We start from the raw sequence: 25,878 nt of genomic DNA on the forward strand, positions 1-25,878 counted from the left end.
CCAGAAGGAGGCGGGTTGCCGGTTTTTTCATGCAATCCATGTGTGCGAAGGGGGAAAGCGCACTCGCAGGAGGGGCGTTACTCATCGCTGTATTCGGGGAGGTATCCGCTTCTTCGCGCGGAGCATACGCCTGTGCTTTCCTCCAAACGCGCGGCGAGTAACCCGTCACTCGCAACCCGTGTTTGTGGGAATGTCCTTGATTCAAAGAAAAGGGTTGCTCCATTTTCTGTCCTGATTCATTGTGGTTGAAGATAAAGGCCTTTTTAGCGAATACGATTGAAGGGTTCATAGCACTAAGCTAGCGTTTATTCAGTAACGGTATAGGTAGACAAGGCAGTATTAGAAGAATGAAGATTGTTGTAGTTGACGACGAGCAGGCCGTACGCGAGTCGCTGCGTCGTTCGTTGACCTTTAATGGCTACGAAGTATATCTCGCCGAAGATGGTTTGCAGGCATTGGAAGTTATCGAGCGTGAGCAGCCGGAGCTGGTCATCTTAGACGTGATGATGCCCAAGATGGACGGTCTCGAGGTTTGTCGCGCCCTACGCAGCGGTGGCGATGATCGCCCGATCTTGGTCCTCACCGCTCGTGATGGGGTGTCTGACCGAGTCGCGGGTCTTGATGCGGGGGCTGATGATTACCTGCCAAAGCCCTTCGCATTGGAAGAACTCCTTGCCCGCGTTCGTTCCTTGCTTCGTCGCGCGGCTGCCGAATCGGTCAATAGTTCTGGCCCGGGTGAGTTGGTTTTCGAAGACTTGCGTTTGAACCCTGAGACTCGGGACGTCACCCGTGGCGGTAGACAAATCAGCCTGACTCGCACGGAGTTTGCACTCCTGCAGTTGTTAATGACCAACGCCCGCCGCGTGCTTTCCCGTTCGACGATCCTTGAAGAGGTATGGGGATATGATTTCCCAACCTCCGGAAACGCTCTCGAAGTCTATATCGGCTATCTTCGTCGCAAGACTGAGGCGGAGGGTGAACCACGCCTGATTCACACTGTGCGTGGCGTCGGCTATGTGCTTAGGGACACGGCGCCGTGATTTTGCGCAAACATAAAAGTCAGCCTGGGGATTTTGATGAATCCCAGGCTGACTTTGGCGAAGGGCGCTTTCCCCCCGATGTGGACCACGTCTACTCCGCCCCTGCTCCCCCCGAACCACTAAGATCGTCGAAGAGAAAAGGGCTGTGGTCAAATCAGGCTTCATTGAGGTGGCGCATCACCATGCTCACCGCCGCAATGGTCGCTGTAGCAGTGGGAATGATGACCATCGTCGCATATTGGACCGTCTCCGCGACTTTGAGGCAGTCAGTAGATAAGAGCCTGGAAAACTCAGCTGCTGCGTTACTTCAACAAGCGGTGCAGCCGACAACCCTCGTTGACGCACAAAATGTCGTAGACAATTTCAGGCTTTACCACCCGGAGACCAGGGTTTCTATTCGTCTGCCCGGTAGTTCATTCGTTATTGGCGATGATATTCCACAGCTGACGAGTGTCGAAGCTGATAATGGCGAGGGCAAGGTAGCCACAGTTGGCGGTGAAAGAATCTATTCCAAGAGCAATGGTTTCGGTGCAACCGTCGTGCTGGCTCAAGACATGCGAAGCCATAACCAACTCATCACGAGCCTAGGGCTGGTGCTCCTTCTGGTGGGCGCAATCGGTATCGCGCTCGCTGTGGCCGCCGGAAAGGTCGTAGCCAGCGCTGGTCTCCGTCCGCTCGCGCACCTGCAGGCGGCGGTGGATCGGGTTCGGCGTACTAATGAATTGCGACAAATTGAGGTTCTCGGAAACGATGAGCTTGCTGACCTCACGCGCAGCTTCAACGAAATGTTGGAGGCACTAGAAACATCTAGGCGTCGGCAGGCTGACTTGGTTGCGGACGCTGGTCATGAGCTAAAGACGCCACTAACCTCAATGCGCACCAATATCGAATTATTGATGATGATGCAGCGAAGCGGTGGCGCAGGAATCCCGGAAGAGGACCGCATCGCACTCGAGCATGATGTGATTGCGCAAATGGAGGAAATGTCCACCCTTATCGGCGATCTCGTTGATTTGGCTCGTGATGATGCGCCAGACACTTCTCTCGAAACTGTTGACATGGTGGAGGTTACGGAGGCAGCATTCGAGCGCGTCCAGCGCCGTCGCCCAGATGTTACCTTTCACCTCGAGACTACCCCGTGGTATCTCGACGGCGACACGCACGGTCTCTCCCGTGCCATCGTGAACCTCCTCGACAACGCTGCCAAGTGGTCTCCCAATGACGGCGTGGTTCGACTGTGCATGACTCCTCTTTACAATGGGCACGTGGAGATTACCGTTTCTGATTCCGGTCCTGGCATTCCTGTGGAAGATCGAGAAAAGGTTTTTGAACGCTTTTTCCGCTCGGTTCAGGGACGGTCGACCCCAGGATCGGGACTGGGCCTTGCCATTGTCAAACAGACGATTGAACGTCACGGTGGCACGATTACAGCGGAGGAGTCTGATGATGGTGGAGCAATGATGCGCGTGATCTTGCCTGGTTACGCCATGCTAACCGACTTGGAAAAGTCCCGCATCGGTTCAACCCGAAAGCGAAACACCCCCTGAAGTAGCTGGTACGAATGATATTGGCTGATTCGGCAGGGGTGTTCTGCCTTTTCAAGTAGTTTTATACCGTCAGTTAAGAAGGCCAGCGAAAACCCGTTGGCGAACCTTAGCAACCACGAATACTGAATACTGGGCTTCATCTGGAAGCCGCCATTTCCTAGTGATCAACCGAAGTGCTTCTCGTGAATGCGCACATGGAAACCAATCACAGAAAGCTCCCAGACTTTCACATGAAAACTCCAGAATGGTGGCAGTAGCCCCTAATGCATCAGGAGCATAGTATTGCTTATGAATAATCCCTTTGGTTCAAATTTCCATAACGATGCTTCCAACAAGCAACCAGGCAATGACCTACATAACGTGGGAGATAAAGACGCAGCTGCAGTCGAAGGCAACGGCGGCCACCAGTCAGCTAGTTCTAATCAGGTTGGAAACTCACCTCAGCTGGAAAACAGTGGTTTTGCCACTTCTGCGGGTTTGGATCCGCAACGGAGCTTCCGCATATCTGATAGCAACAGCTTTGAGGAGCAACGCGCCAGTGCGGATACTGCAACGTGGAGTTTCCCTGTGAACAATGAAACTTCTGCAAAGCCTGCCAATTTCGGTGAAAACTCAGATTCGCTCGGTAAATCTCCGGATGAAGCCTACCCGGTCGGGTATGGCGATACCAGCCAAACCGGCTCCTACGATTCTCGGGCAGGTCAGTTCAATTCCTACGGCGTTGCACAAAAGTACCCCCAACCATCTCAGCCGCTGGCTCCTGAAGCTCAGCAGACAAGCTACAGTCCAAATCAAGGGATAGAGGACGCTGCAGGATCATACGCAGGAAGTGCCCAAACAGCCAGATCTGCTGGAGGCAATTCCATCGGTCCATCGGGACAAAAAGATGGCCGAGACGACCCAACCATCGCCTCCGACGGCACCCAGCCTTCGTGGCTTTTCCCTCAGGGCGGAGGTGCCGAAAGTGAAGGTGAGTCCAGCCCTAAGAAGAAACCGAGAACCCTTAGCATGCGCGCCGCAACGGCTATGGCACTGGCTGCCGCAATCGGTGCTGGCTCCATTACGGGAGTTGTCGTATCCAATGTCAACAACTCCGACAGCTCGTCTCGCGCTGCCGTGGTGGATAGCTTGAATAAGCAACCTGTCGCTAACACAACCGGATCCGAAGCTAAAGATGGATCGGTTGAAAAGGTAGCAGCCACGGTTTTGCCTTCAGTTGTCTCTATCAGTGTGACTACTCGAACCGGAGTTTCTGAAGGATCAGGATCAATCATCTCCGAAGATGGTTATGTATTGACCAATAACCACGTTATCTCGGATGCGACGACCGGAGCCGCGCAAATCACCGTGTCGCTTAACGACGGTTCAGAATATAACGCGACAGTGGTTGCGGGCGACGCGAATACTGACGTTGCCGTAATTAAGTTGGAAGGCGCATCGGGATTGCCGGTGATTAATTTCGGAGACTCAAGCGCTCTCCAAGTGGGACAGGAAGTCGTCGCGGTCGGATCCCCCCTCGGTCTTAGTGCTACGGTTACAAGCGGAATTGTTTCGGCGCTGAATCGACCAGTCCGAGCAGGCGGTGAGGCTACTGGGCAGTCCTCGCTCATAGACGCAATTCAGACAGATGCTGCTATTAATCCCGGAAACTCCGGCGGCCCCCTGGTTGACATGAATGGCAATCTCATCGGTATGAACTCCGTCATCGCTTCGACGAGCACATCTAGCGGGGAAGCCGGCTCGATTGGTTTAGGTTTTGCTATTCCCGCAAACTTTGCTCGCCGTGTGGCTTCCCAGCTCATCGAAACTGGTCAGGCTTCCCAGCCGATGATTGGTGTTCAGCTCCAATCCAATTCCGCTATTGTTGGCGCGCTCATCGCAGATGTCACTGCCGGTGGACCGGGTGAACAGGCTGGGCTGCAAGCTGGCGAAGTCATCACCGCAATGAATGGTCGGCGAATCGACTCCGCGGACGCACTCATCGCTGCTGTCCGAAGTAGCGATTTCGGCGAAACAATAACGTTGACGGTTGGAGACGAAAATGGAAGCAACGAACGCGAAGTAGAGGTTACCCTCACAAGCGAGTAGCTTATTAACCAACGCACAATTCCAGTTTCCTCGTGGGACGGGTCCGCCGAGCAATGTCGGCGGACTTTTCACAATCCTGCGCGACCCGAAGGACCAATATTTATGAGCGGACGTGGTACGGAAAGCCTTGAGACGGCGGATGAGACGCCAGAGGTAGAGGGCGAATTTGGTGGATTTCTTGAGGTCGGTGAGCCGGATGCCGAATTTTTCCGTGCCACTGAAGCCGAAGCTGAAATTACGGCACCGCGGCGTGCTTTAGTGGTTTTGATCTCCGATCATGTGATCTCCTCCGGCGAGGATACCGATAGGCTGTGTACCGAGCTATTGGAGGAAGGCGGATTCGTCGTTGACGCAGTGTTGACAACGCGAAACAAGCGCTCCCAGATTCGCAAAGCGATTGAGACGGCGGTTATTGGCGGAGTTGATCTGGTACTTACGGTTGGTGGCACAGGAGTCGGCCCGCGAGATCGCACCCCAGAGGCAACCCGCGATGTACTGGATATGCACGTTCCTGGCATCGCACAGGCATTAAGATCCTCCGGACTAGCCTGTGGTGCGGTTGATGCTTGCACGTCGCGTGGAATTTCTGGAGTTTCAGGTTCAACGGTGGTGGTGAATCTTGCGGCATCGCGAGCTGCGATCCGCGATGGTATGGCTACACTGACGCCATTGGTACATCATTTGGTGGATCAATTGCGGCGTTCCACGGTGGATTAGATCAGAGGTGAACACTCGATGGCTGCATCGCCACGTAAACGACGCAGGGTAGTGAGAAGAAGCGACGTGGATTACGATCGCTCCGCTGATGGTGCCACCGTGGAAAGCTCTTTGGATGGAGCGCGGACGATTTCACTCGAGGGGGATGAATCTGAGCCCTCAGCCAGAGACATTGAATTTTATCGTGAGCAGCAACCACCGCATTATGGTGGCTAAACAGCTTCATAGAAAAGATGGGGGCGTGACCTTAATGGTGACGTCCCTCGTGCTTGGTAGTTGACCGCTATTATGCCTTGATGCGCTTCAGAGCTTGGAAAGGCCGCACGCATTGACAATGCGTGCGGCCTTTCCAAGCTCTGAAGCGTGCCGGAGTTAGTTCTTCTGCTGCTCCTTGAGCAGGTCGCGGATCTCGGTAAGGAGCTCGGTCTCGACTGATGCAGGAGCCTCTTCGTCCTCTTGGACGCCCTTTCGCTTTGCCTGCAGCTCATTGAACTTGTTCATCGGTACGACCAGAACGAAGTAGACAACAGCGGCAACCAGCAGGAAGTTGATGGCAGCGGTGATGACGGCGCCGAAGTCCATGAAGGTTGCGTCGTTTCCGGAGATGATGTGGAAGCCCAGACCATTGACCTCTGCGCCACCCAGGGAAGCGATCATTGGGTTGATGAGCTTCTCGGTGAAGGCGGTGACGATGGCGGTGAAAGCACCGCCGATGACAACGGCGACAGCCAAGTCAATGACGTTGCCGCGGAGGATGAAATCCTTAAATCCCTTAAGCATGTTGGTAAAATCCTATTCTTTCGGTTCCGAAAAGTTCTAACTTTGCCCAAGATTAGCGGAGAAAACTTAGAAAAGTGAAAGGTTTATTTGAGGGTTGTAGTCAAGTTAGCTCGGGTGCCTGTGAGAACCACCGCAAGCGGTTGCTTGAGTGAAGCGGCGGCCACATGCTGGGCTTGTGATTGTGGCAGAGCTATCATGACCATCCCGGCGGGAATGGAGGAGGTGCTGGAACCGTTTTCCGCGGGCTTTGTGGATGCGAAAACTACTGTTCCACCTGTAGCAATAGGCTCACCCTCCAAATTGCCCTCAGAATGGGTAACAATGGTCACCTCATCACCGTGCACTAACATCTCGGCCAAACCTGGATCGGCCAGACGAATGGGAACCATGTTATATGACTCACTTGAAAGAAGTGCTGTGGGATTAGATACAGGGGCATGGGTTTGGTCAAGGGTAACGACATTCTTGATGCTGATCGGAGTCCCTGAGACTACGGTGCTTGCGGCAACTCGCCCTGCAATTTCTTCGGTTTTGAGGGCGGAATCTTTGGGGGCAAAGTCTGTTGGAAAGTTGACGACGCGAATGTCGGACTCATCGATGATACTTCCGGCGACAATATCTGTGGTCGCAACTACTACAGGTGTGGTTTCGGATTGATTATTGGTCAAATTAATGGCTCCGGCAAAGAGGACAATGCTCATCGCGAAGCAGCGCCTTAGTAACTGAGTGCGCTTAAAACCGGGCTGAGAAAGTACGTGCAATGAATTGAAGGGGAATCTTTCCATAAGCGTCTTAGACTCGGCCGCTCCTCAAATCGTTCCCACTTACACTTGCTTCAAGCAAGGTCGGATGGCCGATCCCATCGCACGGACTCAGGTGAAAGACGTAACTGGGAAGGTGAGAACTTCCCTCTCGTTAATAACGTGGCTCGCACGCGTATCATGCGATTCGAAAGGTATGTCGGAGCGAATCTCGCCCTCAAAAAGCAGGAGAACCTGAATCGGCCGATCGTGTCCAAGGGGGGCTAGTGCGCGGTCATAGTATCCGGCACCTTTGCCGATTCGGTGTCCGGAGACGTCCGCTCCAAGTGCGGGGATGAGGAGGAGATCGAGTCCGCCTAGGATTTCGGAGGAAAACGAAGGCGAATGTGGCTCGACGATGCCAAATGCCCCTTCCGAGAGGCTGTTTGGCCCATCGTAGCGCGCCCATTCCAAAACTCCCTTAGGGCGGGAGAGTGGAAGCCAGAGTTCGTCAACAATCGTGGATAAGGTGTGAGGAAGATCTGACCCTCCAGGTTCTTCCGGCAAAGGGCAATAAGCCGAGATCTTCCTTGCTCCTACATGGTCGATGAATGAAATGATGTTGTTGGTGATTGCCTGGTTAGCTCTCTCTCGCTCATGATCAGTTCGCTGCCTTCGGGCATCTTGTAGGAGTGCACGCAGGCGTCGCTTTTCTGAACGCAGGCCTAGTACAAAGTCTTGGGTGGGAGAGTGGGAGGTGTCTTCACTGGTGGTCATAACACAATGGTTGCATGAAAGAACGCCATGATGCGAATAGTGGTGCGACTAATGACCAATTAACGAGGAATTCAACCAGAGCTGTTTTGATAGCCATTGTTCAAAATGCAAACAGGCACAACCGTGACGGAAGAACGGACGTAGTAGTGAACCTACCGTAGGCGTCGGTAAGCAACTGTTCGATCTGAAACTCTAGAAATGTGACCTGTGCGGTAGCAGGTCCTCGAAAGGTGAAATGGCCGCGAATGACCCACGCGGTGTGAACGCAGTAACAAAGGGGGGCTCGAGACAATTTTTCCCCTCGAGATGCATTGGGTAAAAAAAGTGGGCGTGGCCTGCGGTTTGCGAGACCACGTTGGAGACAGTGTTGCGAGTTATGTGACGGAGTTTAGAGGGTGTTATCGCGTGGAACGAACATAATTAAAGGTAAGGTTTTCTTTCATGACCTTGCCTCAGAATTCTCATCCCCTCGCCGTCAAAACGGTGATCGTTCCAGCAGCTGGAATGGGAACTCGCTTCCTTCCAGCAACGAAGACAGTTCCGAAGGAGCTACTTCCAGTCGTAGATACGCCGGGAATCGAGCTCATTGCTGAAGAAGCAGCGCAACTGGGGGCGACACGGCTGGCGGTCATCACTGCACCGAACAAACAAGCAGTATTGGAGCATTTCAAGGCCTTTCCTGAGCTCGAGGCGACCTTGGAGGCGCGAGGAAAGACTACGCAGCTTGAAAAGGTGCGGCGTGCCAACCAGCTGATCCAGCCCGTTTCCGTTGTCCAAGATCAACCGCTTGGCCTTGGGCATGCGGTCAGTCTCGCCGAAAGTGTGCTCGACGACGACGAGGATGTCGTAGCGGTCATGCTTCCTGACGACCTTGTCCTGCCGACAGGGGCGGTTGAGAAGATGGCAGAGGTGCGTTCTCAGTTGGGTGGCAGCGTGTTGTGTGCCGTCGAAGTCCCGCAAGATGAGGTATATAACTACGGTGTCTTTGACGTCGAGGACTGTGACTACTCGGGCCCACTCGCGGTCAAGAAGGTGAAGGCGATGGTGGAAAAGCCTTCCATTGAGGATGCACCGTCGAATCTTGTTGCAACGGGCCGCTATCTTCTCGATCGAAGCATTTTCGATGCGTTGCGTCGCATCACGCCTGGCGCCGGCGGTGAATTACAGCTGACCGATGCCATCGATTTGCTTATCGACGAAGGCCATCCGGTCCACATCCTTATTCATGACGGTAAGCGCCACGACCTCGGAAATCCCGGTGGTTATATCCCAGCGGTGGTTGACTTCGGTCTATCTCACCCAGAGTATGGTCCGCATCTCAAGCGCGTATTGCGACAAATCCTCGATGAACACGGGGCCTAAAAGCTTTCCTCACATTAATCCTCCCGCTGTCTGCGGCTAAAAGCGATGAGGCAAAGACCATGCAAGTGTGGGTTTTGTGGGGCGCGTCACTTAGTGGGGGTGCTGGTTGTTTGGTGCATCCGAGTGGTTTCAATTGTCAACGACAAAAGTCCCTTCATTGAGGAGAAGGGACTTTGCAAACCTCATTTGTCCAGTTTCTTGCAGGTGAACGCTTTTTTGGGCACTCTTCGTAGGTGTGGCCCGCGCGCGATTACACATATGTTTAGGCGTGCAATGTCAAAACTACTGGGTGGGTCGACTACAGTTAGGTTGCAAGTGTGACGGAATCTCTAACATTGCGTCGGTGGGGCGCGATGGGGAGATTTCGATTCAACTTATGCAAGATTCTGCGATATGAGGAGATCGGCACGTGCGCTCTGTGGAGGAACAATTAGCCCTCGTCACCGAGGCTGCCATTGCGCCGGAGCCAGTCCGGATTGCCATCACGGATGCGTTGGGGCTTATGTGCGCTGAGGAAGTTCAGGCGAGCCGTCCGCTCCCGGGTTTTGATCAGGCGGCGATCGATGGTTACGCGATCCGTGCGGTCGATGTTGGTGGTGAGCGCGGTTTAGGACGTCCCGCTGACGAGCCACCAGTTGTTTCTGAATCAAGTCTGCCGGTAGTAGGCGAAGTCGCCGCTGGCTCGCAACGTCCGTTGCGCTTGCAGCCGAAGCAGGCGGTGCGCGTCCACACCGGAGCTCCGTTGCCGACCCTGTCAGATGCCGTTATTCCACTTGAGTGGACAGATCGCGGTCGAAAACGCGTGGTGGCTCAACGCCCAGTGCGTTCGGGTGAGTTTGTTCGCAAGGTAGGCGACGATATTCGCCCTGGGGATGTTGCAGTTAACTCCGGCGCTATTTTGGGTCCGGCTCACATTGGTCTGCTGGCAGCAGTGGGGCGCAGCAAGGTGCTCGTATACCCGCGCCCTCGGTTGTCTGTTATCTCGGTAGGGCACGAGCTCGTTGACATCGATCGGGAGCCGAGCCTCGGACAGGTATTGGACGTCAATTCTTACGCGCTTGCGGCCGCAGGAAAGGAAGCAGGCGCGGAAGTCCACAGGGTAGGCATTGCAGCTGGCGAACCTCGACGGCTGAAGGAGATAGTGGAATCGCAAATTCTCCGCTCGGAAATCATCGTCATCTCCGGGGCTGTGGGGGGCTCGGGTTCTGAGGCAATCAGAAGTGTCTTGGCCGAGCTTGGCGCCATCGATACCACTCGCGTGGCCATGCATCCAGGCTCTGTGCAAGGATTCGGGCTCCTGGGTGAAAACCAAACCCCCGTTTTTCTGTTGCCGAGCAATCCTGTTTCTGCACTAGTCATCTTCGAAATGTTCATCCGTCCAGTCATCCGGTTATCGCTAGGTAAGCGGACGCCGATGCGACGAACGGTTCGTGCCAGAGCTCTCAATCATGTGGGCTCCAAAGAAGGCCGCCGGGGTTATGTGCGCGCACGATTGATGCGTGATGCCGAAACACAAGACTATTTAGTCGAAGGCCTCGGCGGAGCTAATGGTGCGCACTCGCACCTCCTTGCAGGGCTTTCTGAAGCAAACGCCATGATTAGAATCCCTGAAGAAGTCACTCAAGTGCGCCCTGGCGACATTGTAGATGTCATCTTCCTTTCCCAAGGCAGGTAGCGCTTGCCATGCTAGAAAGAATCAAGCAGGCTCTAGGGACCGGTCCACAACCAGCATCAGGGCCAGTGCACCCCACCCATCCTGGGTGGGGTGAAATTACCTGTGGCGTTCAAACTCCGTTGGGTGACGTGGTGCGGCTTCGCCCATTGGCTTATAAAGACGGACAACAATGGTCTGTCATGCGCCAAGCGGATCAGACCTTTCTCGAACCGGTCGAACCCACTGTGGAGGAAGATTGGCGTCAAGCACACACGCTTACCGCCTGGCGCAGCTTTTACTACTCGTTGAAGCAAACAGCTGACGCTGGCTTCGTTGTCCCGATGGCGATTGAAGTAAACGATCGATTCGCAGGTCAAGTCACGTTAGGCAATATTCAACGCGGAGTGGTTGCAGAATGCTGGATTGGATATTGGGTAACAAGCGATCTCCATCGACGTGGAATTGCGACAATAGCCTGCGCGCTCGGCACCGACCACGCGTTCACCCGGGTCGGTATGCACCGAGTCACGGCTACTTTTTTGCCGACAAACGAAGGTTCCAGAAAGGTGCTTGATCACTGCGGCTTCCGCGAGGAGGGATACCTGCGAGAGAATCTACATATCAATGGGCAATGGCGTGATCACGTGCTCGTAGCCCAAGTCGAGAACGAATATGTTAACGGCTGTGTCGATAGACTCATCCTTCAGGATCGTGCGCGGCGTGTCTGACCGTGGTTGTATCTGCCTGCGGCTACGGTAGTAGAAATCTGGGGTAGTAGCTTCAGCGGTGGGGCGCGCTACTTTGGTTCAACGTCTCAAACTATCCTTCGGAGGGTTCGCGCTATGCCAGGTGCTATCGCAATCGGGCTTTTGATCGTGGTGTGGATTTTTGTTCTTACACCGTGGCTTCTTCGGCGCCAAAAGCCAATTCGAAAGGCCGGGGAGGCCTTCGATGACACGCGAGTGGTCTACGAAGGAGGAAGTGGCGAACTTCGTCCCCGCAGGCGCCCGCGCATCAGTCGATCCGACGTACACGCCTCGCACCAAGAAGTAGACGCTGGTGAGTATGAGATGGTGGACGCTGAGGATTACGAATACGAGGCTGTTGAAAGTCAGATAGGAAACCTAGACACCGATCCCTTGATTGCTGACGAAGTTTCTGATCGACTTGACTCGGCTTTCTCCTCGGTGCGCTCAAAGTTCCCTCGTCCTTCAAACAGAGCCGAAGCAGATGTGGTTGACGGTGAATTAGTCCACGAACTCCCCGCTTCGGAAAAGTTTTCGGCACAGCTTGCTTCAGCCACCGCTCCTGATGAGGAAATCAACGAATTTGCGCTTGATGACGGCGAAAAGGCCTACTACGAGATGGATGAGTCGTATACGGATGCAGACGAATACCTGCTCGCAGAGCAGCGTACTTTGCGTTCACCAGAGGTTACTAACGGAGCCCTAGCCGCCGACGATAGAAGGTCCGTTGGTGATACTCCAGTGGTGGATTCGGATGGCGCACAAAAAGCTGCATCTTTAGAGGACTCTGAGAGAGATGAATCAGAGACTCGTGGAGTGGCAAAGCCATTTGGCCAAGGGGTACGATCCGATAGCGAACCACTCAGCGAGGAGGAGTTGGCTTTTGCTCAACGGCGCAAGGGACGTGGCGGATGGGATCCCGAAGCGGACCAACTCGCAAGTCAGGACCGTTATCGGCGTCGCACACGTACGCTCGTCGGGCTTGGTGCCGCGCTCATTGTCACTCTCATCATCGGCTTTGTAGTCGGCGGCTGGTCTTGGGTGCTCCCCGCCGTGACGGCCGGACTGACAGGGCTCTACCTTTACGCTTTGCGTCAGCAGGTAGCCGCAGAGGAGCGACTTCGCGCTCGACGCATCCAGCAGTTGCGGCGTGCCCGGCTCGGTGTCCGCAGCAAGAATGACGAGATACTCGGTATCCCTCAGCGGCTGCGTCGGCCCGGCGCTGTTGTCCTTGAAATCGATGATGAGAGCCCCGATTTCGAGGAACTCGACGTGTATGAAGGACCGGTGCCAACTTCGGATTCAGATTCCCAGGGGATTGCAGATGTCCGCGAGGTGGATTTCCGAAACGGTCGTCGGGCGGGATAGACGGACATTTCGCGAGGTGGCCGTTGTCCTTTGATTCAGCGTAGAATTTTCGGCGTGCCAAGCCGAAAAGGCTCTTTTTGGTCGCCCATGCACAACTGACGAAAGAAAGACTCGCAATGGATCAACCGGTGGTAAGAGATGCCACGCTCCTCATTTTCAGGGCAGTCCTTGGCATCGTTTTCATCGCACACGGATTTGAGCGATTCTTCCGCACAGGCATCACACAAACTACCGCTGATTTCAGCGCAGTAGGCGTTCCCCAGCCAAAACTCTCCGCCTACATAACGGCAACCGCAGAACTATGTGGTGGTGGTTTTCTTGTGCTCGGTCTATTGACGACATTCATTGCCGGCGCATTAGCCTTGCTCGTCTTGGCTGCGTTGTACTTTGTGCACCTCGATCAAGGATTTTTCGTTGCTTCTAATGGTATTGAATATCCTTTGGTCATGATAGTTGCACTGCTGATGATAGTCGTGTTTGGCTCAGGGCGTGCCAGCTTGGATGGAGTTTTGAGCCGTGCTGAGCTGTGATCAGGTGCAAGCAGCCTTGTCGGCGCGTTTGGATGGCGAAGATCCAGGTGTCGATGATGATGTCCTCGACGCGCATCTTGCATCCTGTGACAACTGTCAGGCATTTTATGAGCGTGCCGCCCAACTGAACCGGCACCTGAGTTTCGGGGGAGGCATGGATCAAGCGAAAGAGAACATTCCTGATCTTTCAGACGCAATTCTTGCTGGAATTGAGCCACAGTTTAGGCGCCAGGCGGCAAGCCGTGCGCTTTCTGCTTCACTGAGTAGGGTCTTGCTCGGCGTAATCGGGGTTTTTTGGATCGTCGGCGCGGTGTTTAGCCTCGGAGATGTCCAAGCGCTCGACAACGTTGACATAGACCCAATGATGCAATCGCTTGCCTTTGAAGTTGCAGCCACTAGGGGAGCGTTTGGCTTTGCTTTGTTCGCAACAGCATGGTTGCCAAATTTAAGCGCGGGCGCATTGCCAGTGTTTGGGGCAACAGCGATGTTTAGTCTTGGTTTTAGGGTGCGCGATCTATTCATGGGAAACCTCACCACCGGTCAAATTGGAGAGCTTGTTCTCCTCGCGGCCTCAGTGCTGGCGTTGCTGTGGACCTGGATTGCTAGTCGGGGCTGGATCGTTCTTCACAACACGTGGAACGCCTTAAAGGCCGAGCCGGTCACTGAGCATTAGTGACTTGGGGTACTTTGAAAACCCCTGAGGTCGCTTCTTGCGAATCAGGGCCATTTTGCTGTGGATAACTTGCCAACTTCAGCATTTTCTTAGCCACATGAGTCACTTTGGTTTCGTTATCCACAGGATAGGGCTGTCTCTGATAAATCTGTTATGCGGCGCTCGCAATCCTTCTTATCATCCGAATCACCACCGCAATCGCGGTGTCTTGCCTCTTTGAAATACGCGGAGGCAATTTCGTTCGATTAGAAAGGATGGCTCTGATATGAGCGATACCGGGGTTGGTTTTCGTATTACTGACGGTGAAGGAAACGGTGCTTATTTCCAGCGAATCGTCAACGGTGCACTCATCGAGGCCCTGATGCCCTGCATCGAAGACATGATCGATAGGGATATTGCGTTCGACGTAATTGTTCAACGTCTCGCGATGGAATTGAGTCGAGACACCGGCGACATGCGTGGTCTGGTCAAGGGGCTGGTTATTCTGGCGCAAATGCCAAGAACTCGCCTCGCAGCAGTTAGGCATTTGCACCTTGATGAAAGTCGCATCAAAATGCTGGGAAACCAGTTGTGGCACCTCAACGGTGAGAAAGAGTTGTCTGTCGTGGATGAACACTTCGTCAAACATGTAACGCCGCAAACGCAGAACGAAGAATGTCGATTCGGGGTAGTTGGTACCGCGAGTCCGCGTAGTTGGTACCGGTGTTCCACGTATCTGGTACTGCAAGGGGTTTTCTTTCATAGTTGATGCTGGCGACACCGCAATCCGGTGGTGTCGCGTCAACTTTTACTTGGAAGGAGCCGGTCCTTGTGGCTAACTTCAAACAGATCATCGCGATGTGCCTTGATGGTGCTAGCTACGCGCAGATCACACACGCATTGGGATGTTCACGACGAGAAGTATCCCGCGCAAAGAAAGTCATCAACGATGAGGTACTAACTCCAGAGCGTTTCCGTCAGCTCCCACCGGGATGGTTTGATGATCGATTCAGTGATGGCCGGAGTAAGCGGACGATGTCCTACGACCAGCCTGATTTTCATGCTCTTGCACGCAAGCTGAAAAGTACGAAGCACGTGACCAGGCACAAGCTGTGGATGGACTACTTGTCGCAGCCTTGTCCGACGGATAAGGCAAAGTACCAGTACTCCCAGTTTTGCAGTGGGCTCAATGAATTTCTGCGTGCTAATGATCTTGTCGAAGTCGTCACCCATGAGCCCGGGCAAGAGCTTTATGTCGACTGGGCCGGTGACAAAGTGCCAGTGGTGGATCAGGCCAGTGGTGATACCGCATTCAAGGCGTCATTGTTTGTCGCGGTCAGCCCGTACTCAGGACTGATGTACGTTACTGCTGCTGTGAATGAGAAGATGCTGGCTTGGATTGAGTGCCATGTTAAGGCGTTGAACTATCTTGGCAAATTACCGGCGGTCATCGTGCCGGATAATGCTTCTACGGCGACTTATCGGCCGAAAAAGACCTCTACATATCGGATGGTCACTGACCGCTACGCAGCGTTTGCTGACTATTACGGGGTCACGATCGTGCCGACTCGGCCCGGCAGGCCACGCGACAAAGCGGCAGTAGAACGTGCCGTGAAAATCGCCTACACCAAAATCCTGGGTTACTTCAGCGACGAGGTCTTCTATAGCCTTGATGAGCTTAATGAGGCGATCGCTGATCGGCTTGCCGATATCAACAGCGCAATGACGCGGCCTGATGGCTCAACACGGCGCATGCGCTTTGATAAAGAAGAGGCACCAGTGATGCGCGATCTTCCGCCGACGCCGTTTACGGAAGTGTCTTATAAGCGGCTTAAAGTCGATCGTAATTGGCACATCACCTGTGACTATCAGTACTACTCTGTGCCATTTCAGCTGGTAGGAGAATCGGTAACAGTCAGGCTCACCCCGCAACTGGTGAGCATCTTCAGCGGGGAGCAGCTTGTTGCTGAACACACGCGCCTTCACGGATTTAAATACCGGTATTCCACAAACCCTCAGCATGCACCGCGTGGCGATGATGAAGGCCACAAGGCGCTTACCCGTGATGAGCTTTTGGCCTGGGCCTCGTCGTTTGGGGCAGCAACGCACGCAGTCATAGCGATGATCCTCGACCGCAATAGTGCCGCCGTACCCCGCGGACTCATCCAGGCACGCAACGTGCTGGCCAACCTGGGCAAAAAGCACAACAAAGCCACCCTGGAACCTGCATGCCAGCAGGTCTTAGACAAGAAACTGGCCCCCACGATGGCAGTGATCAAACGCATCCAGACTGACATTGCCCACGTCCAACAACATCCCGGGTCACCAGGGCTAAAAACACAGCCTGTGGCCAAGCGCCAACCACGCCCAAGTACCCCGCTTACCGGCGAGGTGGCCGATGCCGTCTTTATCCGGCCTGCTGATCACTACGAAAACTAGAAGGAGTGTAAAAATCATGAGCAGCATCGATGACGAGATTGTGCGGGCGAAAATGCGCAAGCTTCGCGTATCAACCTTCGCTGACATCTTCTACGAGGTTGTCAACGACGAGGCCTATGCGGATGCGCTACCAGAAGATATCTTCCTCGCCGCAGTCGAAGAAGCCTACACACAACGCCAACAGCGCAACATTGCCAAGGCTATCACCCAGGCTAAATTCCGATACCCGGATGCGAGCCTTGCTGAAGTCACCCGGGCAGAACAACGCGGCATCAACATGCGCCAGCTGAAACGGATCGCAGCGACCAACTGGCGGGAAAACCCGACCAACATTCACATCCTCGCACCGACGGGAACAGGCAAGACATACATTGCCTGCGCCATCGGCATCGCCGCATGCAAGGCTGGATATTCCGTGGCGTATTACCGGCTGGATCAACTTGTAGATATGCTCGCGGTCTTCTCACCGACTGACCAAAACTACCTCGATAAGATGCGGAAACTGATCAACGTCGATGTCCTTATCATCGACGATTTTATGACCATGAGCATCAACCAGCGCGGGCAAGAAGACCTAACCAAGATCATATTCGACCGCGACGGTCGGCTCCCGACACTTATCTCCTCCCAATCGGCCGCCGCCTACTGGGTTGAAACACTGCCAGACAGAGTCGGAGCCGATTCACTCGTTAGCCGCCTCAACAACGGCCACCGAATCCGTATCGGAGACTTCGACATGCGCAAGGCCACCGCCCCAATAGAACCGGACGAATAAAGCAAACAACCAGGCCGACTCGGTCGGCCCGGCCCCGGTACCAACTACCCGGAACCCGGCAGTACCGGGTCTCCGGAACACCGGTACCAAAAACCCGCATCTGACAAAGAACTGGTCCTCTCACGTACGTTGAGCACACGGTGCAAGGAGATTTTGGATAACATTGGTGCCCAGCGAGAGGCTGCATCTCATTCGAAGAATCGAAATCGAGCAACCATTACCCAAAAGGGCGAGCATGTCGAATTCGTCATCACCTTAGATCTGGCACGGGGACGACAATTAGAAGCCCAACTCGAGAAAGTACGGGAACAGCTTGCGTGCGATTTGCCAGAGGCTTTCGCCGTTTGCTTGAGGCTAGACAAGGCCCCAGAAGTGATACTCCATGCCGTAGCGAGCATGGACGGTGGGATCTATTTGGATAATGGCATGCGCCTGAGCCGAGAGGATTTCGCGGACGTGGATCTGGTCAAGACGGCGATTCTCAATCCTCATCGAGAAGTGGAAGCGACAGAGGTGCCGGAGGATATGGCAACTTTAGTTCGCGGGCGAGATGGTAGTTGCCGCGCCCCCTATTGCGAAAAGCCTGCTCATCTCTGTCAGGTAGAACATGTCATCGCGCCAGGAAATGGCGGGCGCACAAATCCTGCAAATCTTCACGCCGTATGTCTTCAGCATTCCCAGGCGAAGTCACGAGGAAAAATCTCGGTGGTTCAACATCCGAATGGACTTAATGTATGGACACTCGAGGATGAATCTACGATCAATACCCTTCCGCACGGAGCGCTCTCCTCGCAAGTCATTTCCGGAGATATTCAACCTGCAGCATGATGTGCCAGCGTGTGGCCGGTTTTATCTGCAGACCTTGGTGGAAAGGTTGGTATGCATGAGGCCAGCACCACGGTGTCGGCCCCATGCTGCGTGTATGTGAATAATCGAAACGCCGCGCGCGTTGTCTGACAATCCAGGAAGCTGAACTTATTTCCAACTCGGGAACCACATGAGCGATTCATAGTACGAATCGGTGATCTGCATCCCATAGAGGATAGGGGCGAAATAGAGGAACATCGCAATTACGAAAGCGAGATAGGTTATCACCCATGCTTGCCCACTGGATACTCCAGGTGCAAACTTCTGTAGCCTCTCAATTGCGAGAATTCTCCCTGACTTCCACAGTGTGCCAAGGATCAAGGAAAGCATGACTATCATCATTGGTGCGAGTGCGGTGGCGTAGAAGAAATACATCTGGCGGTCGTAAGCTGCAAGCCACGGTAGGAAACCAGCTAGGAACGCAACGAACGGAACGAGGTAATTGCTTTCGCGTCGTATCACCAGAGCCCAGGTCGCCCACAAGAGAACTGGCACGGTTAGCCACCAAATGGCGGGGGTTCCAAACAAATAGATCATGCGACGGCACGTTGTATCCCCACAGTTGATGTCAGTGCTCGAATAGTAGAGAATGGGGCGTGCCGAGACAAGCCATGCCCATGGTTTAGAGTCCCAGGGGTGTGAATGTCCACTCGAAGTTGTGAGTGACTCATGGAACTTTAGGACAGACTGGTGATAATAGAGCCAATTCGCGAGGGTGTCTGGCAATGAACGTAGTACGGAGTCTGCAGGGATGCTGCCGTCCTCGGCGGCATGCCGATAGGCAGCTGTTTCGTTTGCAAACCACGCGCGCCATGACCACGCGTACAACGCAACTGGGAGGATTACCAAGGACGCAAAGGCGGGGAAAGAATCTCTTATGAGAGCACCTACCAAGGGGCGTTCGATTCCGAACTTTCGGCGCCTGAAAGCATCCATGGCAACTGCAAGCACACCAAAAAACGCCATGTAATAAAGGCCAGACCACTTGACGGAAAGCGCGAGACCCAGAAAAACGCCGCACGCAAAGCGCCACCAGCGAAAACCTGCCCGTGGACCCCATTTCTCAGAATCTTCGTGGCGCAGCCACCACTGCCAGAACCGCCGATCCATCTGCTGATTGTCGAGTACTAAAGCCCACGCGGCGGCAACGATAAACAGCACTTGGAAGATATCAAGCATGCCAAACCGCGAGCTGACCAGAAGCACTCCGTCGCAGGTGGCCAGAATGCCCGCGAAGAGAGCAACGTAGGGAGAGTGGCTAAGTCTTCGGGCAAGATCCATGGTCAGCAAGACTACTGCTACCCCGAAGAGTGCAGCCATCACCCGCCAGCCTAGTGGTGTGTATCCAAAGATCTGTTCCCCGAGTGCCTCAATTTGCTTGGCGAGAGGAGGGTGGACAACGAGCCCGTACCCTGGATTCGACTCGATTCCGCCGAGAACTGGATTAAACCACGAACGAACCATGTCCCAAGCTTGTGGAACGTAATGCTTCTCATCGAACACTGGCGTCCCACTTGCGGTGGCAGTTGTCAGACCAATGAAGCGAGTGGAAAAGGCTAATACTGCGACAACTACTGTGAAAATCGTGTCCCGCCGCGTCCAAACATAGAGCTGGGACGAAGTAGGGATGCGGGGTTCGCGTGTGCGTGCAAACCGACCGGCAGGAGCCATGCGGGCCGCAGTAGTGGTGTCGTTAGGGACAGTGGTGGTGCTCACTTGCAACAGTCTAGAGGACGCTTCCGCTTGCTCGGAATTATATACCCTAGGTTTCGAGTCAGCTATGACGCTGCGGTAGGTAGTGGAAAGGTAGTCGTGTGGAAGACTTAAGGTATGACTTTGGATTTGGCAGGTAATCAACTTCCACCTTTGCCACGCGGCATTATTCTAGCGGCCACCCCGCTGGGAAACGTCGCCGATGCGTCGCCGCGGCTAGCACAGGCGCTTGCAGAGGCGGACTTCGTTGCCTCTGAAGATACGCGGCGCACGAGAGCATTGGCGCAGGCATTGGGGGTCGAAATCCGCGGTCAGGTGCTGAGCAATTTTGACCACAATGAACAAGGGCGCGCCGTGCAACTAATTGAATACGCGCGCACTGGCACCGTTGTTGTAGTAACCGATGCGGGCATGCCGATAGTGTCGGATCCAGGTTTCCCTTTGGTCGAAGCGGCGCATGAAGCCGGAGTGTCGCTCACATGTTTTCCAGGACCTTCAGCCGTTCCGGTGGCGGTGGCACTGTCTGGGTTGCATGTCGGCAAGTTTGCCTTCGATGGATTTGCTCCGCGCAAGGCTGGACAAAGGCGGCAATGGCTGGAGACGCTGAGAAACGAAACCCGTGCCGTTTGCTTTTTTGAATCTCCGCACCGGATTGCCGAAACGCTTGCCGACGCCGCCGAGGTTTTAGGAGGCAACCGTCGCGCCGCCGTCGCGCGTGAGCTTACAAAGACCTATGAGGAGGTACGCCGTGGAACTCTTGAGGAGCTTGCCGCTTGGGTGCGTGAAGGCATTCGAGGTGAAATTTCCGTCGTTATCGAGGGCGTTACGAAGAAAGAGGTTGCCGATGTGCGAGAACTCATTGACGAGGTCGAGGCTCTCGTTTCGGGCGGAATGCGATTGAAAGAGGCTTGCGCGAAGATGGCCGAAGACTATGGAGTGAGCAAGAAAGTACTGTATGACGCCGTGCTCAAGGCACGCTGATAGAGTAGTAAACCATGAATAATGTGCTCGTTTCAGTAGCTTGGCCATATGCAAACGGTCCCCGACACATCGGGCACGTGGCTGGCTTTGGTGTTCCTTCCGATGTATTTGCGCGTTATCAGCGCATGATTGGCGCCAACGTACTTATGGTTTCAGGTACCGATGAACACGGCACCCCACTTTTGGTGCAGGCGGATAAGGAAGGCGTCAGCGTCAAGGAGCTTGCTGATCGCTACAATCGCCAGATTGTTGAAGACCTCGCAGGCCTTGGTCTGTCCTATGACCTCTTTACCCGTACAACAACTCGGAACCATTACGCGGTCGTACAGGAGCTGTTCAAAGGGCTGTACGCAAACGGGTACATGATCAAACAGACGACGATGGGGGCGATTTCCCCTTCGACCGGTCGTACCCTTCCTGACCGCTATATCGAAGGTACGTGTCCGATTTGTGGGGCTGCCGATGCACGCGGTGACCAGTGCGATACCTGCGGAAACCAATTGGATCCGGCGGATTTGATCAACCCAGTTTCGAAGATCAACGGTGAGACCCCAAAGTTCATTGAGACCGAGCACTTCCTGCTGGACCTGCCTGCGCTCGCTGAGGCGTTGGGTACCTGGCTTGAAGGACGCAAGGACTGGCGTCCTAATGTCTTGAAGTTTTCTTTGAACCTGCTCGAGGATTTGCGTCCACGTGCGATGACCCGAGACATCGACTGGGGAATCCCAATTCCTGTCGAAGGATGGGAAGAAAATCCATCGAAGAAGCTTTACGTGTGGTTCGACGCGGTCGTCGGATATCTGTCTGCCTCGATTGAATGGGCCAAGCGTTCGGGTGATCCGGATGCTTGGCGTCAGTGGTGGAATGATCCTGAGGCAAAGTCCTACTACTTCATGGGTAAGGACAACATCACTTTCCACTCCCAAATATGGCCGGCCGAGTTGCTAGGCTACCAAGGAAAGGGAGCAAAGGGGGGCAACGTCCATTCTCTTGGCGAGCTTAATCTTCCTACTGAGGTCGTGTCTTCCGAATTCCTGACCATGTCGGGATCGAAGTTTTCTTCTTCCAAGGGCGTCGTTATCTATGTCAAGGACTTCCTCAAAGAGTTCGGCCCAGACCCCTTGCGTTACTTCATTGCGGTGGCCGGCCCGGAGAACAGTGACACGGACTTCACATGGGAAGAATTCGTTCGACGTGTCAATAACGAGTTAGCCAATGGCTGGGGTAACTTGGTCAACCGTGCTGTGAGCATGGCCTATAAGAACTTTGGTTCTGTTCCAGCTCCAGCAGCGCTAGAACCTGCCGACGAGGCGATTCTTACTCAAGCACAGAACGCATTCGCTGAGGCGGGAGAGTGTTTGGCACATTCGCACTTCAAGCAGGGCATTTCGATTGTGATGCAACTTGTGGGCGAAGCAAATGCATACATCGCAGACATGGAGCCTTGGAAGCTAGCCAAGGATGACACCCAGCGCGAGCGCTTGGGAACCGTATTGTGGACTGCCCTGCAGGTGATCTCGGACTGCAACGTCATGCTTACCCCGTTCTTGCCACACACGGCACAGCGCGTGCATGAAACGTTGGGACGCACGGGAGTGTGGGCTGCACAACCAGAAATCCGCGAGGTGGTCGATGATGAGCCACTGGACCTGGTCGGAGTCGGGCTGCCAGAGCTCGGCCAAACTTATCCGATTATCACCGGTGACTACGAGATTCAACAGGCGAAGTGGGAAAGAATCGAAGTCATCCCCGGTACCGAACTTGCAAAACCACAACCCTTGATCGCGAAATTGGATCCAGAACTTGGCCAGACTGGCCCTGACTGGGCTCCGGTTCGGGCCTAACTACCTGTTGGGGCAAGTCTCCAGATGACGAACTCAGCGTGGCATCTTCTTTGTTGGGAGATGCCACGCTCAGTTATTTCTTGTTCGGCCAATTGCCGCTGCGGGACGGGATAACCTTTCAAGACTAAGGATTAACTCCGGTGTCTTCGAGCAACAAATACATAAAATGCAGGTCAAGCCAGCGGCCAAATTTGATTCCGGCCTGTGGTATCACGCCTGCGCTTCGGAAACCGAGGCGTGAATGCAGCGTAAGAGAGGCTTCATTAGATCCCTCGATAGCGGCGACTACTACGTGAAGTTTGAGTTCGCGCGCGCTTTCCACAATCTTTTCAAGCAGCAGCGAGGCGATTCCACGTCGCTGGAAACGCGGGTGAACATAGATCGAGTTTTCAGCAGTGTGAGCAAAGCCTTGGAAATCGCGAAAAACACTAAGGCTAGCATAGCCTGCGATTTCTCCTCCAACCTCTGCGACGAGAATCGGCAGTCCCGCAGCATCATGGCTTTCGATCCACTGCAGGCGATTGGCTTCGTCGACATGATCGTTGTTCCAAATGGCGACAGTGTCATCAACAGCTTGGTTGTATATCTCGACGACTGCAGCCACGTCATCCTTCGCAATCGGACGAATAGTTGTTTCTGCTCGTGCACGCGGTTCATCTGACATAAACAGAGAGTCTAGACTTAGGGAATTATGTCGAAGAAGAAGCCGCGTCCTACTCCAGTCCCCGCCCCAATAATCCCCAAGCTCATTGATGCCCACACCCACATAGCTTCGTGTGGAGCACGCGAGGCCGTAGAAGTATCGGCCCTCGTCGGCCGTGCAGTTGATGCCGGAGTGGAATTGATCTGCACTGTTGGTGACGGTCTAGCTGAAGCAGAGCTCGCTCTCTCTGCCGCGCACATGGATGAAAGAGTCTATGCTGCATGCGCCATTCATCCAACCAAGTCGAATGAGCTTGACGCAACGGCGCGGGCACGGCTGAGGGAATTGGCGAATGATACTCGGTGCGTCGCAATCGGTGAAACAGGTCTCGATACCTATTGGATTAAGCACGATCCGGAAAACACAGCGGATTTAGATACTCAAATTGAAGCGCTCATCTGGCATGCGCAACTGGCAGTTGACTCTGGGAAAACGTTGATGATTCACAATCGGGAGGCCGATGAGGAGCTGATGCGCGTGCTTGCAGAAGTTCCACAGCCGAAAAGCATTGTCCTGCACTGCTTCTCCTCACCGATAGAGGTGGCAAAGCAGGCGCTGGAGCGGGGGTATGTGCTTAGTTTTGCCGGAAACGTCACCTTCAAACGTAACGAAGAATTGCGGGAGGCGGCCCGCATCGCTCCTATTGAACAGATTTTTATTGAGACCGATGCTCCTTATATGACCCCTGAGCCATTTCGGGGTGCTCGAAATGAGTCGAGCTTAATCGGGCATACAGCGACGTGCATTGCTCAAGTGCGCGGCATTGCGGTCGAGGAATTAGCTGAGGCAACGTTCAGAAACTTTCAGCGCATTTACCTTGACAAGTAGGGCGGATCGTTGCAAGGACCCAGGATCTGGTCGAACGGTGCCCAGCATTAAAGCATGTGAAATAGATCACGAATCTTTAAGAATTGTATGAGAACCTTGGCGTATAAAGGCATTATTTGTAGCTGCTGTGGCAAATGTGAATGAGTAGCCAGTTCTTAAGGTGGGATTGCCCTAAGTTGCAGATTGACAATTCTGCGAATTGTTACATCAGGTACTCGCAAATTGAGCAGTGTTACCGTATTGTTATTTAAATAGTTCAGGCGAAGGGTAGTAAACTCATCGCGCATAGCTCGGAAGCACTAGTCTTTCCGCAGAAAAGTGTCGTCGAAAAGAAAAGTGAAGCAACACGTGGGTATCCACCAGAAGTCCCGAATCAATAACAGTCCAAAGTTCTCTGTGCCTATGCGCCTGGCAACCGGCGGCGTCCTCGCGGCGGTCGCAGTCGGCGGGGTCACCGTCGTTACGCAAAAGAAAGATGTCACCATCGACATCAACGGCGATCAAATGACCTTGGCTACGTGGTCTGGGGATGTTCAGGGGGCATTGGACAAAGCTGGGATTGCTATCGGTGAGAAGGACTTGGTCTACCCAGCTCCTTCGGAAGAGCTTCGAAACAACGAAACGGTTACCGTTCGCACTTCCAAGCAGGTGGCTGTCGTCATTGATGGTGAAGAAAAGACCATCGACACCAACGCCACCACCGTTGGTGAGCTTGTTAATCAACTTGATGGGATTAGCTCCGCTGTTGCGGCACTGAGTGTCAGCCAAAATCAGGATGCCAAGATTCCTGAGGATGGCATGACGGTCGATGTCACCACTCCGAAGATAGTGTCGCTTACCGACGGCGGCAAGACTGTCTATTCAGAGATTGCAGCCGCCACCGTCGCCGACGTGCTTGAGCAACGCGGAATTAGCTTAGGTAAGGACGACGTTGTTACTCCGTCGCTAGATACCGCAGTCAGCAAAAACCTCAAGATCAACATCGATCGCGTGGTGATCAGCGAGGTTGAGGGCACGGAGTCGTATACCGTCGACCCAACCTTTGTTGATGATCCGAACGCTTTCGAGGGTGAGGAGACCGAAGTAAGCCCGGCTACTCCGGGAGAGCGCTCCATAACTCGTAAAATCACCACCGTCAACGGTGTCGAGACCGCTAACGAAATCATCGACGAAAAGATCCTGACTCCAGCGATCGCGGCAACGATTTCCCGTGGCACCAAGCAACCAACCAGCGCGCCCGCTGTTGCTGGCGGCTCGGTTTGGGATTCCTTGGCACAATGCGAGGCCGGTGGAAACTGGGCGATTAACACAGGCAACGGTTTCTCCGGCGGTCTTCAGTTCACCCCGAGTACGTGGCTCGGCTTCGGCGGTGGTGAATACGCCCCTCAGGCCTATCTCGCAACCCGTGAGCAGCAAATTGCGGTGGCACAGAAGGTACAAGCAGTCCAGGGATGGGGTGCTTGGCCGGCGTGCACCTCCAAACTTGGTTTGCGTTAGTCTTAGCTGATAGAAAACAACCCTTGGCGTCGGAGAGCGATGCCATGCCAACCGCGGCAAAGGGGAAAGTAGGAAAGACGACACGGTTTCTTCCTTGTGCTGCGAGCCATTCCAACCTCTAGCGGGCCCCGATGGATTAATCCAAGGGCCGCTGGAGGTTTTTTGCAGCTTCGTTTCGAGGTGTTTTAGCTGCAGTTCGAGGTTGAATGGGTGGGGAAGGTAGATTGTTA

The 25,878-nt window shown here is 54.1% G+C and carries 23 protein-coding genes; 18 read left to right on the top strand and 5 right to left on the bottom strand.

Annotated features, from left to right (window positions below; all coding sequences use genetic code 11):
- The first annotated feature begins 347 nt into the window (after positions 1 to 347).
- The 4 genes from PAB09_RS04455 (at position 348) to PAB09_RS04470 (ending at position 5,392) form a co-directional block, all read left to right on the top strand.
- Positions 348 to 1,040 (top strand): response regulator transcription factor, encoded by a 693-nt coding sequence (locus tag PAB09_RS04455; RefSeq protein ID WP_271034840.1) that lies wholly within the window; start codon positions 348 to 350, stop codon positions 1,038 to 1,040.
- A gap of 182 nt (positions 1,041 to 1,222) precedes the next feature.
- A complete protein-coding gene (locus PAB09_RS04460) occupies positions 1,223 to 2,587 on the top strand; it encodes a HAMP domain-containing sensor histidine kinase (protein ID WP_271034841.1) in 1,365 nt (454 codons plus the stop codon).
- A gap of 753 nt (positions 2,588 to 3,340) precedes the next feature.
- Complete coding sequence (locus PAB09_RS04465) at positions 3,341 to 4,675, top strand: S1C family serine protease (RefSeq protein ID WP_271035266.1); 1,335 nt, start codon at positions 3,341 to 3,343, stop codon at positions 4,673 to 4,675.
- A gap of 102 nt (positions 4,676 to 4,777) precedes the next feature.
- A complete protein-coding gene (locus tag PAB09_RS04470; RefSeq protein ID WP_271034842.1) occupies positions 4,778 to 5,392 on the top strand; it encodes a MogA/MoaB family molybdenum cofactor biosynthesis protein in 615 nt (204 codons plus the stop codon).
- 372 nt (positions 5,393 to 5,764) lie between these two features.
- Here PAB09_RS04470 and mscL read toward each other — a convergent pair whose 3' ends face one another.
- The 3 genes from mscL to PAB09_RS04485 form a co-directional block, all read right to left on the bottom strand.
- A complete protein-coding gene (gene mscL / locus PAB09_RS04475; protein WP_271034843.1) occupies positions 5,765 to 6,172 on the bottom strand; it encodes a large conductance mechanosensitive channel protein MscL in 408 nt (135 codons plus the stop codon).
- Positions 6,173 to 6,255: 83 nt separating this feature from the next.
- A complete protein-coding gene (locus PAB09_RS04480) occupies positions 6,256 to 6,873 on the bottom strand; it encodes an SAF domain-containing protein (protein WP_271034844.1) in 618 nt (205 codons plus the stop codon).
- Between the two features lie 171 nt (positions 6,874 to 7,044).
- Complete coding sequence (locus tag PAB09_RS04485) at positions 7,045 to 7,689, bottom strand: 5-formyltetrahydrofolate cyclo-ligase (RefSeq protein ID WP_271034845.1); 645 nt, start codon at positions 7,687 to 7,689, stop codon at positions 7,045 to 7,047.
- A 441-nt stretch (positions 7,690 to 8,130) separates the two neighbouring features.
- Between PAB09_RS04485 and PAB09_RS04490 the strand changes: the two genes are divergently transcribed.
- The 10 genes from PAB09_RS04490 (at position 8,131) to PAB09_RS04535 (ending at position 18,043) form a co-directional block, all read left to right on the top strand.
- Entirely contained in the window at positions 8,131 to 9,051 is a 921-nt protein-coding gene (locus tag PAB09_RS04490) for a UTP--glucose-1-phosphate uridylyltransferase (RefSeq protein WP_271034846.1), read from the top strand.
- A gap of 409 nt (positions 9,052 to 9,460) precedes the next feature.
- Positions 9,461 to 10,726, top strand: coding sequence for a molybdotransferase-like divisome protein Glp (gene glp, locus PAB09_RS04495; RefSeq protein WP_271034847.1), 1,266 nt, complete (start codon positions 9,461 to 9,463; stop codon positions 10,724 to 10,726).
- 8 nt (positions 10,727 to 10,734) lie between these two features.
- Positions 10,735 to 11,433, top strand: a complete 699-nt coding sequence (locus PAB09_RS04500) for a GNAT family N-acetyltransferase (RefSeq protein ID WP_271034848.1) — start codon at positions 10,735 to 10,737, stop codon at positions 11,431 to 11,433.
- A gap of 114 nt (positions 11,434 to 11,547) precedes the next feature.
- Entirely contained in the window at positions 11,548 to 12,819 is a 1,272-nt protein-coding gene (gene sepX / locus PAB09_RS04505; RefSeq protein ID WP_271034849.1) for a divisome protein SepX/GlpR, read from the top strand.
- A gap of 116 nt (positions 12,820 to 12,935) precedes the next feature.
- Entirely contained in the window at positions 12,936 to 13,349 is a 414-nt protein-coding gene (locus tag PAB09_RS04510; protein WP_271034850.1) for a DoxX family protein, read from the top strand.
- Positions 13,336 to 14,022 carry a zf-HC2 domain-containing protein gene (locus PAB09_RS04515; RefSeq protein ID WP_271034851.1) on the top strand — a complete coding sequence of 229 codons (687 nt, stop codon included), beginning with the start codon at positions 13,336 to 13,338 and terminating at the stop codon, positions 14,020 to 14,022. The genes PAB09_RS04510 and PAB09_RS04515 overlap by 14 nt, the downstream gene beginning before the upstream one ends.
- A 265-nt stretch (positions 14,023 to 14,287) precedes the next feature.
- Positions 14,288 to 14,770, top strand: a complete 483-nt coding sequence (locus tag PAB09_RS04520; RefSeq protein ID WP_271034852.1) for a hypothetical protein — start codon at positions 14,288 to 14,290, stop codon at positions 14,768 to 14,770.
- 62 nt (positions 14,771 to 14,832) lie between these two features.
- A complete protein-coding gene (istA, locus tag PAB09_RS04525) occupies positions 14,833 to 16,440 on the top strand; it encodes an IS21 family transposase (protein ID WP_271034853.1) in 1,608 nt (535 codons plus the stop codon).
- Between the two features lie 16 nt (positions 16,441 to 16,456).
- The gene (locus PAB09_RS04530; protein ID WP_271033409.1) at positions 16,457 to 17,215 is read left to right on the top strand and encodes an ATP-binding protein; all 759 of its coding nucleotides are present in this window, start codon (positions 16,457 to 16,459) and stop codon (positions 17,213 to 17,215) included.
- 153 nt (positions 17,216 to 17,368) lie between these two features.
- On the top strand, positions 17,369 to 18,043 hold the full coding sequence (locus PAB09_RS04535; protein WP_271034854.1) for an HNH endonuclease signature motif containing protein: 675 nt from the start codon (positions 17,369 to 17,371) through the stop codon (positions 18,041 to 18,043).
- A 147-nt stretch (positions 18,044 to 18,190) separates the two neighbouring features.
- On the opposite strand, the gene PAB09_RS04540 is transcribed toward PAB09_RS04535, so the two are convergent.
- Positions 18,191 to 19,753 (bottom strand): dolichyl-phosphate-mannose--protein mannosyltransferase, encoded by a 1,563-nt coding sequence (locus PAB09_RS04540; RefSeq protein WP_271035267.1) that lies wholly within the window; start codon positions 19,751 to 19,753, stop codon positions 18,191 to 18,193.
- 159 nt (positions 19,754 to 19,912) lie between these two features.
- On the opposite strand from PAB09_RS04540, the gene rsmI reads away from it, so the two are divergent.
- Together rsmI and metG are read left to right on the top strand one after the other, a co-directional pair.
- Positions 19,913 to 20,776, top strand: a complete 864-nt coding sequence (rsmI, locus tag PAB09_RS04545; protein WP_271034855.1) for a 16S rRNA (cytidine(1402)-2'-O)-methyltransferase — start codon at positions 19,913 to 19,915, stop codon at positions 20,774 to 20,776.
- A 14-nt stretch (positions 20,777 to 20,790) separates the two neighbouring features.
- Positions 20,791 to 22,620: a methionine--tRNA ligase gene (gene metG, locus PAB09_RS04550; RefSeq protein WP_271034856.1), complete on the top strand. Its 1,830-nt coding sequence runs from the start codon at positions 20,791 to 20,793 to the stop codon at positions 22,618 to 22,620.
- A 124-nt stretch (positions 22,621 to 22,744) separates the two neighbouring features.
- On the opposite strand, the gene PAB09_RS04555 is transcribed toward metG, so the two are convergent.
- A complete protein-coding gene (locus tag PAB09_RS04555) occupies positions 22,745 to 23,284 on the bottom strand; it encodes a GNAT family N-acetyltransferase (protein ID WP_271034857.1) in 540 nt (179 codons plus the stop codon).
- 27 nt (positions 23,285 to 23,311) lie between these two features.
- Between PAB09_RS04555 and PAB09_RS04560 the strand changes: the two genes are divergently transcribed.
- Complete coding sequence (locus PAB09_RS04560; protein WP_271034858.1) at positions 23,312 to 24,151, top strand: TatD family hydrolase; 840 nt, start codon at positions 23,312 to 23,314, stop codon at positions 24,149 to 24,151.
- A gap of 348 nt (positions 24,152 to 24,499) precedes the next feature.
- Positions 24,500 to 25,648, top strand: a complete 1,149-nt coding sequence (locus PAB09_RS04565; protein WP_271035268.1) for a resuscitation-promoting factor — start codon at positions 24,500 to 24,502, stop codon at positions 25,646 to 25,648.
- Positions 25,649 to 25,878 lie beyond the last annotated feature (230 nt).

Origin of the sequence: Corynebacterium sp. SCR221107, assembly GCF_027886475.1 — a bacterium.
Lineage (GTDB): Bacteria > Actinomycetota > Actinomycetes > Mycobacteriales > Mycobacteriaceae > Corynebacterium.